Here is a 10,106-nt window from a genome sequence, read left to right on the forward strand (position 1 = left end):
ATGGCGGTTTTGCCTAAAACCTAACGGATCGCTACTCCAATCAGCCCGAAAGGGCTCGCGAGGTGAACCCCGACGTATGCGCCGTCCTGCCGTCCGGATGATGTCGGTCGCCCTCGTTTCCTTCCTGCTGCCTCTCGGGATGTTCCTTGCCCTTCGGGAGAGCGGAGGATTCGACCCGCGCCTGCATGCTCCCATTATTCATTTCTATATTGTCAGCGGCGTCTCCTTCTTGGCGCTGCTGCTTGCCGCTGCCCTCGGCTATGCCGGGATGCGGCTGCGGAATTTCGGCATCGCGTTCCTGTCGCTCGCCTACGTTTCGATGACGGGGCTGCTCATGCTGCACGGGCTGGCGACGCCGGGGTTCCTGATGGACCACAACAGCGTTCAAGGCGTGTCCAGCCAGCTCGGCATCCTGGCCGCCGCAGGCTGGATCTGGCTGTCGTCGCTGCCCGCCGCCAGACGGATGGTGCTGCGGCTGGGCAACGCTTCCCGCTGGCTCGCGCCGGCGTATACGCTGCTGCTGCTCGCTTTTCTCGTCTTCTCGCTCCAGGGCCCGCATACGATGCACGACTGGGCGCTCGACCTGCAAGGCTCTCGGCCCGCGCTGACCGGACTGGTGCTGGCGCTGCTCGCCCACGCCGCCTGGAGCTACGCCCGGAACTACCGCAGCGCCCGCATGCCGCTGCAGCTCGGCATCCTGTACGGCTGCGGCTTGCTCGCTGCCGGGCAAGTCGTCATGGTGTCGGGAGAGCCTTGGCGGCTCAGCTGGTGGCTCTACCATGTGCTGCTGCTGCTCTCGCTCGTCTCGGTCGCCTGGGGGCTCGGCCGGCAGCTGGCTGGCAGCCGCGGCTCGCTGAGCGCCGCGCTGCGAGCGCTGTACCGATCGACGCCGCAGGAGTGGCTGCAGAAGTGCATCTCTCCGAGCGTCGAGGACCTGATCGAGGCGACGGAGCAAAAGGACGGCTATACGGCCGGACACAACTACCGCGTCGCGCTGTATGCGCTCAAGCTCGCGGAAAAGCTGGACCTGGCCCCCGAGCAGCTGCTGGCGATCGGTCAAGGAGCGATCGTGCACGACGTCGGCAAGCTGTACGTGCCGGAAGCGATCCTAAACAAGCCGGCCGCGCTCTCTCCGGAGGAGCGGCAGGTCGTCGAGCTGCATCCGGTGCGGGGCTACGAGCTCTGCCGCAACCTCGGCTTCATGCGGCAGGAGCTGGCCGTTGTCCGCTCTCATCACGAGCGCTGGGACGGCACCGGGTATCCCGACCGGCTGGAGGCCGAGCAGATTCCGCTGACGGCGCGCATCGCGGCGGTCGCCGACGTGTACGACGCGCTCACCTCGCAGCGGGCGTACCGGCGGGCGATGACGCCGGAGCAGGCGCTGGCGTTCATCGGCGCCGAGTCCGGACGCCACTTCGATCCGGCCTGCGTCGCCGCATGGCTGGAGCTGGCAGAGGAGGAGCCGGAGTTTTTCGCCCGCATGACGGAGGAGGAGCAGCGGCCCCTGCTCGGCCGCAGCCGCTCGGTTCCGGGCTCCGTTCCTCCCCTCGCCTGAATGGGTAGAGACGCGCCCTTGACCTTCTCTACAAAAAAAGCTGCGCTCCGACGACGGAGCGCAGCTTTTTCGGTTGGGGACGGATGGGCGGAGGCGCCGGCTCAGCCGACCTCCAGGTACAGCTTCGTTCCGTCATTGTATTGGAAAATCGCCACGTCGCGGCTCATCTCGACGGAGGCGATCCGCTTCCAGCGCTTGCGGAAATCGAAATTGAGCTCGTATTCCTTGAGCTTGTCGGGCAGCAGCCGAACCGCTTCTTCTTGTCCCGGGGGGTAGAAGACGGGAACGGATCGGTTCTTGTAGGTGATGGACTTCATCATATCGGCGATGCACCCCCTTGGGGAAATAGTTCTTCTTTTCTCTTATTCTACATTAAACGGATTAAAAGAATATGAAAGATTCGGGACATTTTTCTACTTGCAGCCGTTCGGTATGAGTCTTCTTGCCTATTTCTTCGACAAATTACGCGGAAAATTGAGGTCTATCGATAGAAAAAAGCCGGATTCGGCGGCGAGCGGACGATCGGAGTGTTGCAATGCCGGCCAATCCTGTAAAATAGCGGTATTACGGTTGCCCAGGAGGCCAAGGTGGCGTTTCTCAAAGTATTCTTCACGAATATCAGCCTGCTCGTCACAATCGCCTATCTGTTCAATCTCGGGTACAAGCTGTTCTTCCATCGCATCCGTCCGGCCGCGCAGCAGGCGGCCGCGGCGCTCGTCTTCGTCGCATCCGGCATCCTGACGATGCTGTTCGGGCTGCAGCTGAGCGACGAGGTGCGGTTCGACCTGAGGCAGGTTCCGCTGCTTCTGGCCGTGCTTGCGTTCCGCTCGCCTTGGGCGGTCGGGCTGATCGGCGCCGGCATCGGCGCGGGCCGGCTGCTGTTCGGCATCGCTCCCGCCGCCTGGGCCGGCGTCGGCAACATGCTCATCCTCGGCATCGCGGGCGCGCTGGCCAACGTCTGGTTCCGCAAGCGGCGCCTTTCCTACCCGGTCCGGGCGACGATCACGATTCTAGGCATCAATCTGCTGAACGGCATCAACATTTCATTGTTTGGCGTCATTCCGTTCGAGGTCTACTGGAGCCGCTTCTTCCCGCTGACGTTCCCGCTTTCCGTCCTGCTGAGCGGATTTTTCGTCTATATGATCCGCGATTTCAGCAAGGAGCAGGAGCGGATGAAGGAGCTCGGCGTCAAGAACGACACGCTCCGCCTGCAGACCGAGGAGCTGCAAGCGGCCAAGCACGAGCTCGAGGAGCAGGCGGTCCAGCTCAAGCTCGCGTCCAAGTACAAGTCGGAGTTTTTGGCCAATATGTCGCATGAGCTCAAGACGCCGCTCAACAGCATCCTGCTGCTGTCGGAGCTGATCGGCGACAACGAGGACGAGCGGCGGACCGTGGAAGAGCGGAGGCATGGCGCGATGATCCATGCGGCCGGCCGCGAGCTGCTGCAGCAGATCGAGGATATCCTCGATCTGTCCCGGGTGGAGGCCGGCAAGCTGTCGATCCAGATCGAGCCGCTGTCGACGCTGGAGCTGATGCAGTCGCTGCAGCTGCAGTTCGAGCCGCAGGCGCGGCGCAAGGGGCTCCGCTTCGACGTCGAGGTCGACCCGGAGGCTCCGGAGCTGCTGCTGACCGATCCGCTCCGGATCCGCCAGATTCTGCGCAATCTGCTGGCCAACGCGATCAAGTTCACCGATGCGGGCGGAGTCGCCTTGGCGGTGCGCGCGGAGCCGGCGGCCGATCGGACGCCTTGGCTGCGGTTCGACGTCGTGGACAGCGGCATCGGCATCGAGCCGGACAAGCATGAGCTGATCTTCGAGGCGTTCCGCCAGGCGGACGGCGCCGTCACCCGCACTTATGGCGGAACCGGGCTGGGGCTGTCCATCAGCCTGCAGCTGGCGGAGCTGCTCGGAGGCCGGCTGGAGCTGGAAAGCCGCGCAGGCGGAGGGAGCCGCTTCTCGCTCGTGCTCCCGGCCCGCATGAACTAGCTTCCGATTGGCCGCGCCGAACGCTGCGATCCGCCTCGTCCTCCGTGGACGCAGGCGCGGCAAGAGGCCGCCTCCGAGAGACGGAGGCGGCCTGTTCGCCTGTTGCGTTTTATTTGAGGCGGGTTTATTTCACGACCAGCACCGGCACTGGGGCATGCTGCGTCACATAATGGCTGACGCTTCCGGTGAACAGCTCCTTGAAGCCGCCTTTGCCGTGGCTGCCGACGACGATCAGGTCCGCGCCGCGCTCCTTCGCGAGTCCGACGACCCGTTTGCCGGGATCGCCGTCGGTAATCATCACTTCAATCGGCATGTCGGTCGCGGAGGCGATGATCGTCCGCGCCTCGGCCGCGACGGTCTCGGCTTCGAGCCGCATCGATTCCGCGCCTGCCGGCGGCGACGCGGCTACCGCCTCGCCGATGATGACCGGCGCCGCATTGAAAGCATGGACGACCTCGAGCATCGCCTTGAAGGTGGAGGCCAGCTCGATCGCCGAGCGCAGCGCTCGCACCGATTGCTCCGAACCGTCGTAACCAACCAAGATTTTGGAATAGGGCATTGCCATACGCCTCCGATCAGATAGTCTTTCTTTTTCTTTTTACCCCAACAGGATGGCCATCAATCTCGGACAAAAAACCGTCACATTTACAGGGGCGGCAAACATTCGACAAGCGCTTGACATTATTCGCGTGATTCGGTATTCTATAAAAGTCGCCGCTGACGAAATGGATTGGACAAGCGCGAGGCGGACGACATGAAAATGGCTTGCTGATGTAGCTCAGCTGGTAGAGCAACGCATTCGTAATGCGTAGGTCGGGGGTTCGAATCCCTTCATCAGCACCATTCACTTTACATGCAAGGATTCATTCCCTTCGCAAAAACGTTGCTTTCGGCCTGTACCGGGAGCGGCGTTTTTTTATTTTGTCTGGAAACGAGCCTCAGCTCTTCGGCGCGGTCGCCCGCTCCAGCCGCCCAAGATAGCCGAGCGCATGCTCGCGGCTGTCTCCGCACATCTCCGGCTCGGGCAGCAGCTCCGAGCAGACGGCGGGCCGCTCCGGCCGGCCGAAGAGGGCGCAGCGCAGATCGGGCAGCAGCTGCGGACAGGGCATGCCGGCCGGCTTGCCCTGCGGCAGGCCGGGAATCGGCGAGGAGATGGAGGCGGCGATGCAGCATGCGGCGCATCCGTTTCGGCATTGCATAGCGGGTTCCTCCTTGGCATAGAGTAGATCAAGGCTGGCTCTCTTTCGAACGCCGGCTGAAGGCCGCGTTTTTGGAAGCGCTTAATCGGGTATTGACGCTAAACCGGTCGAGCAAGTTGCTGCTGCCAGGTCTGATCGGGCGCGTTCCCGGCCATACTGACAGCAGGAAGCCATGAACCGAAGGAGAGATGCGCCATGATACGGAGAGAAGGACAGCTGTGGATCGGCCTGCTCAACGGCTTGGCGCTGGCGCTGCCTTTTTGGGCCGCTTGCGTCGCCTGGCTGGTCGTGCATTTCGGCTGAGAGCGGAGGCTTTTCCGAATCGCTGCCTAGGGGCGGCGCCAGCCCATCCTGCACGACCTCTGTTTCCCGAATTATTCAGGAGCGCGTACCGTCCCGGCCGGGACGCGCTCCTTTTTGCTGCGCCTGCCGCTAGCGGCGGCGCGCGGCAGCCTCGGGCGCGCGCCGCTCGGGAGCGAACACGTCCAGCAGCAGGCCCGCTGCCGCAGGATCGGCGCCTTCCCAGACGGCGGCGAAGCGGATCCGGTGAGAGACGCCGGCGATGTCGTACGGCCGGGCCAGATGCTGGCGCGGCGAGCCGAGGATCAGCGTATGGAGGCGGACGCCTCTGCGCTGGGCCAGCGTCGCCAGCCGCTCGCGGTACGGGGGCGTCACCTCGCCGACGCCGTCGGTGAGCAGGACGAAGTCGGCGGCGGCGAAGCCGCGCGCGCCTTGCACGAGCTCGATGCCGCGCGCGATCGGCGCGTCGAAGTTCGTGCCGCCGCCGTAGGCGAGCCGCGAGAGCTCGTAGAATTTATCCCAGTCGGGGCGCTGATGATGCAGGCGATGCTCCAGCACCTCGCCCTTGGCGCCGAACAGCAGCAGCGTGAAATCGCGCCGCTCGCCGAGCGTGAAGGCGGCGAACGCCGCCGTGAACGCCTGCGCGAGCCGGAGCTTGGCCCCGCGCATCGAGTGGGAGGTGTCGACCATGCAGATGACCGGTCCGCGCTGCGGCTCCTCCTCGCGTCCCTCGGGCGCGTAGGTGAGCAGCTTGCGGTCGAGCCAGCGCATGAGGAAGTACGGCTCGTAGTCGGGGTCGGCGAGCAGGCTCGCTTCGGACGGCAGCATGCGGGCGATGTCGCCCGAAAGCTCGAGGCCGCCGCGCGCCTCGGGAGCGCGGCGGGACGCGGCCTGCTTGCGTGCGGCCTTGAACGCATGCAGCTGGCGTCCGACCTCCTCGAGGAAGGCGAGCAGCTCCTTGTGGCCGCGCAGCCGCTCGACCCACAGGGCGTACTGCTCGTACGTCTGGCGGCGGAGCCGGCCGAGCTCGCTGCCCCAGCGCCGGTTCGCCAGCCGCTGGCTCGCCTGCAGCAGCGCGTGGATGCCGCCGCTGTCCGCCTCCGCGCGGCTCAGCGAGCCGCGCAGCGAATCGGCCAGCCAGCCGCCGAGCTCGTCCTCGAGCCGCTGCATCGCCGCCGCCTCCCGGGCGGTGACGCGCGCGAGCCGCCGCTCCTGCTGGCCGAGCTCCTGCTCGGCCTTGGCGAGCTTGGCGCGATGCTTGTCGCGGCGCACGAAGTCGGTGCGCATCGCCTCGCGCAGCTCCTCGACGCGGCGGCGCAGCGCGGCCAGCTCCTCGAGGTCGAGCGGCCGCGCGTCCAACGCGCGCTGCTTGTCCTCGGCGGCGCTTTTGCCCTGCTGCAGCCGGTAGCCGACGAGCTGCAGCTGCTGCAGCTGCTTGTCCGTCAGCCGCTCGCGCAGCTCTCCGGACGCCTCCTCGCCCCCGGAGCCCTTTTCCTGCGGGCCGGCGCCGGCGATCGGCCGTTTTTCGCGCTCGCGCTTGCGGGCTTCCTCCTCATACGATTCCGTCAGCCACATGAGCGCCTTGAGCGCGGTCTTGAACGAAGCGTTGACCTCGTGCACGGTGCGCGGATGGATCTCGCGGTAGTAGTGCTGGCGGCGCAGGGCGGCCAGCATCCAGCGATGGAACGGATCGCCGCCGGCCGGATGCTCGAAGGCGGGATCGGGCAGGTAGAAGCTCATGAAGAAGTCGGCGAACAGCTCCAGGTCGAACCACGGCACCTGCCGCTCGGCTTCCCGCATCCACTCGCGCGCGGTGCGGGAGGAGCGGACGAAGCCGTCGAACTGGTAGCGGTCGACGCGCGCGCAGCGGATGAGCATGCGGATTCCTCCTTGTCGGTCGGACGGGTGGTCGGGCAGGCGGCAAGCGGACCGGCGTTCGGTCGCGCACGCGGACGGTCGGTACACGGGCGGTCGGACGGTCGGGCAGGCGGGCCGGCATGGCGCGCTGCAGCGCGGGCCTGCGCGCTACAGCGTGTAGTCGTAGGCGATGCCCGGGATGTCCTTGTCGAACAGGCTGCGGTAAAGGCCCTGCACCTGCTGCAGCAGCTTCTCGCCCTGGATGCGCAGCCGCGTAAAGCGGACGGCGTATTCGTCCGCATGGAGGACGAACACCGACTGCGCGGCGATCCATTCGGGGAGCTGCTTCTCCCACTCCTGCCAAGCGGTCAGCCGGCCCTGCAGCGAGCGGGCGGCGTCCTCGAGCTCGGCGCGGGCTTCGTCCAGCTGGCCCTTGAGCCGCTCCGACTGGCCCGCGCCGAGCGAGCCGCCGACCTCCTTGCGGAACTGGAAGCCGCTCAGCTCGTCCTCCTTGTCCAGCCAGCGGCGCAGCGTCTCGCGGTAGGACGGGAGCGGCAGCTCCTTTTCCAGCTCCTTGGCGAGCAGCTCCTGCCAGGCTTCCGCGAACAGGCCGCGCAGCTCCTCCAGGTCCTCGGGAAAGTCCCACAGCAGATGCGGCGTCAGCACCGTATCCCAGACGCTGACCTCGTCGCGGCCGTGGATCGCCGCGCTGATCTGCCAGGTGCGGCCGATGCGGCGCCAGCGGCGGTCGGAGAGCACGTATTCCTTTTCCTCGAGCAGCGTCTTGAGCCGGAACAGCAGGACGAGCACCGGCTCCGGCAGGCGCGCCTCGCGGGCGCGCTCCTGCACCTGCTTCAGCACGGCGGGATCGAGCAGCGCCGGCGGGGGGCTGTCGGGAGCCTGGAACATGCGCTCGAAGCTCGCGATCTGCTGCAGGTAGCGCGTCTCGTAGCGGAACAGGAAGCGGTCGTACAGCGCGGCCAGCCCTTCCTGCTCCTCGGGCAGCTCGTTGGAGGCGGCGATCAGCGTCAGCAGCGGCACCGGCTGCGCCTCCGCGCCGTTGTGGAAGCGGCGCTCGTTGAGCAGCGTGAGCAGGGAGTTCAGGATGGCGCTGCTCGCCTTGAAGATCTCGTCGAGGAAGGCGACCTCCGCGTCCGGCAGGTATCCCCGCGTCTGGCGGATGTAGCGGTCCTGCTTGAGCTGCTGGAGCGACACGGGGCCGAACAGCTCGTCCGGCGAGGTGAAGCGGGTCAGCAGGTAGTCGAAGCTGCGGCTCGTGCCGAGCAGCGCGGCGGCGGCGCGGGCGAGCTGCGATTTGGCGGAGCCGGGAGGCCCGACGAGCAGCAGGCTTTCGCCGCTCATCATGGCCAGCAGCAGGACGCGGATCAGCTCCTCGCGTTCCTGGAAGCGGTTCTCCAGATGGTGCATCGCTTCGCGCAGCTTGTTGGTCAAGGCGATCGTTGAGGTCATGGCGGCGGAAGGCCTCCTTCACGGCGATGTTTCCGCGCATATGCGGTGCTTCCATTGTACCAAACCGCCGGGCTCCGCACGAATGGGCCGGGGGAAGGGGAGCGGCGCCGCCGCGAAGCGCTTGATCCGCGCGCTGCCGTCGCCGCCCGGTCCGCAGAATGGGCGCGGCGCCGCAGCTGCCGGTTCATGGACGATCGCCGATGTGATAAGCTGGAGGAAGCAACGATTACGCCGGCCTGGAGCCGGCACGGAGGGGGAAGCCGCATGAGAATCGGACTCGTGTCCGACACGCATCTGAGCGGGGCGGCGGCAAAGCTGCCGGATGAGCTCGTGCGGGGCCTGCAGGGAGTCGAGCTGATCCTGCACGCGGGAGACTGGACGCATGAGCGGGCGGTCTCGCTGCTGGAGCGGATCGCGCCGGTGGACGGCGTCGCCGGCAACAACGACGGACCGGAGCTGGCGCGGCGCTTCGGCCGCAAGCGGCTGCTGGAGCTGGGCGGCTGCCGGATCGGCATCGTGCACGGCGACATCGGCTGGGGGCGCTGGACGGAGCAAAAGGCGCTTTCCAGCTTCGAGGAGGAGCGGCCCGACCTGATTCTTTTCGGCCACTCGCATACGCCGTACCGCAAGCAGCACGGCCCGTCGCTGCTGTTCAATCCGGGCTCGCCGCTGCAGAAGCGCCGCCAGCCGCGCTATTCGTTCGGCCTGCTCGACATCGAGGGCGGACGGCTGCGCGCGGAGCATGTATATTACGACGATCGGAGCTGAGCGGAGAGGCCGACGGGCGTAAAGCAGGCGAGGAGTCGAGCGGAATATCGGAGGAGAGGGAGCTGGGGAGAGGCGGGCGGGCAGGCACATGCCCGCCCGCCGCGTCATATCCTAGGGAAAGACGCCGGGCATGCAGACCCGCCTCATGGGAGGATTTCCAATGATCATTCCGAATTTTCCGAACGACCTGCTCGAGGAGCATCTGCGCTGGCACCATGCCAACCATGTCAGCGACAACGACAATCCCCCGATCGGCTGGGGCGACCGCTTCCTGAACTTCCACCGCCAGTACATCCGCAAGGTGCTGAGCTGGTATCAATCCCAGGGCTACGACATGAGCCTCGTCCAGCCTTGGACGTCCGTGCCGCAAGGCATCCGCATGAGCCGTTGCTACGACCAGAACGCGGAACGCAGAATTCTGCAGCAGCCGCAATCGTTCGCGACGGCCGACGATCTGGGCCGCTTCATCGAGCGGCTCCATGCCTGCATGCACGACGCCGGCTCCGACGTGCTGAACGAGCCGCTGCTGCAGGATCTCGACACCGCGCCCCGCTCCACGTATTTCTACAACATCCATGGCATGATCGACAACTGGTACTCCAATTGGGAAAGGCTCCAGGGCGGCGGCCAGACGCAGCCGCCCTGGGGCGGGGGCGGGGGAGCGCCGTTTCCGGGAGGCGCCCCCGGTGGCTTTCCGGGCGGATTTCCCGGAGGCTTTCCCGGCATCGGCCCGTTCGGCGGCCGGCCGGGGCTGTCCGGCTTCGGCGGCCCTGTGCCGGGGCTGGGGGCGGCGTTCCCGCTCCCTGCCGGCGCCGGCGGAGCGGCCGCTGCGGCAGCCGGCCCGAGCGGCAGCGTGAACGCCGTGCCGGAGAAGCCGGCCGGCGGCCGCTCGCGCAAGGCGGCGGCGGGCGGCGCGCGCAAGGCCGCGAAGGGCGGCGCTCGGCGGCCGGCGCGGGGCTCCGCCCGCAAGGC

The 10,106-nt window shown here is 66.7% G+C and carries 9 protein-coding genes and 1 tRNA gene; 5 read left to right on the plus strand and 5 right to left on the minus strand.

The genetic code is table 11. The features are described 5' to 3' along the window. The first annotated feature begins 76 nt into the window (after positions 1-76). The gene (locus B8V81_RS03145; protein WP_052333259.1) at positions 77-1,555 is read left to right on the plus strand and encodes an HD-GYP domain-containing protein; all 1,479 of its coding nucleotides are present in this window, start codon (positions 77-79) and stop codon (positions 1,553-1,555) included. Between the two features lie 101 nt (positions 1,556-1,656). On the opposite strand, the gene B8V81_RS03150 is transcribed toward B8V81_RS03145, so the two are convergent. Beyond that, positions 1,657-1,875: a hypothetical protein gene (locus tag B8V81_RS03150; protein ID WP_028599057.1), complete on the minus strand. Its 219-nt coding sequence runs from the start codon at positions 1,873-1,875 to the stop codon at positions 1,657-1,659. 267 nt (positions 1,876-2,142) lie between these two features. Here B8V81_RS03150 and B8V81_RS03155 point away from each other — a divergent pair, with 267 nt between their 5' ends. Next, positions 2,143-3,540: an ATP-binding protein gene (locus B8V81_RS03155; RefSeq protein ID WP_028599058.1), complete on the plus strand. Its 1,398-nt coding sequence runs from the start codon at positions 2,143-2,145 to the stop codon at positions 3,538-3,540. Positions 3,541-3,664: 124 nt separating this feature from the next. Here the strand turns inward: B8V81_RS03155 and B8V81_RS03160 are convergent, their stop codons facing one another. Further along, complete coding sequence (locus B8V81_RS03160; protein ID WP_028599059.1) at positions 3,665-4,099, minus strand: universal stress protein; 435 nt, start codon at positions 4,097-4,099, stop codon at positions 3,665-3,667. A 208-nt stretch (positions 4,100-4,307) separates the two neighbouring features. Here B8V81_RS03160 and B8V81_RS03165 point away from each other — a divergent pair. Beyond that, a tRNA-Thr gene (locus tag B8V81_RS03165) sits at positions 4,308-4,383 on the plus strand. Positions 4,384-4,478: 95 nt separating this feature from the next. Here B8V81_RS03165 and B8V81_RS03170 read toward each other — a convergent pair. From B8V81_RS03170 to B8V81_RS03180, 3 genes are all read right to left on the minus strand, one after another. Further along, positions 4,479-4,739: a YkgJ family cysteine cluster protein gene (locus B8V81_RS03170; RefSeq protein ID WP_180968364.1), complete on the minus strand. Its 261-nt coding sequence runs from the start codon at positions 4,737-4,739 to the stop codon at positions 4,479-4,481. A gap of 432 nt (positions 4,740-5,171) precedes the next feature. Continuing rightward, entirely contained in the window at positions 5,172-6,917 is a 1,746-nt protein-coding gene (locus B8V81_RS03175) for a vWA domain-containing protein (protein WP_101807666.1), read from the minus strand. A gap of 147 nt (positions 6,918-7,064) precedes the next feature. Then, positions 7,065-8,366 carry an AAA family ATPase gene (locus B8V81_RS03180; RefSeq protein WP_101807667.1) on the minus strand — a complete coding sequence of 434 codons (1,302 nt, stop codon included), beginning with the start codon at positions 8,364-8,366 and terminating at the stop codon, positions 7,065-7,067. A gap of 264 nt (positions 8,367-8,630) precedes the next feature. Here B8V81_RS03180 and B8V81_RS03185 point away from each other — a divergent pair, with 264 nt between their 5' ends. After that, on the plus strand, positions 8,631-9,134 hold the full coding sequence (locus B8V81_RS03185; RefSeq protein WP_101807668.1) for a YfcE family phosphodiesterase: 504 nt from the start codon (positions 8,631-8,633) through the stop codon (positions 9,132-9,134). A gap of 160 nt (positions 9,135-9,294) precedes the next feature. Beyond that, the coding region (locus B8V81_RS03190) for a hypothetical protein (protein WP_101807669.1) at positions 9,295-10,106 on the plus strand (812 nt) is incomplete at its 3' end.

Origin of the sequence: Paenibacillus pasadenensis (genome assembly GCF_002864175.1) — a bacterium.
Lineage (GTDB): Bacteria > Bacillota > Bacilli > Paenibacillales > Paenibacillaceae > Paenibacillus_O > Paenibacillus_O pasadenensis.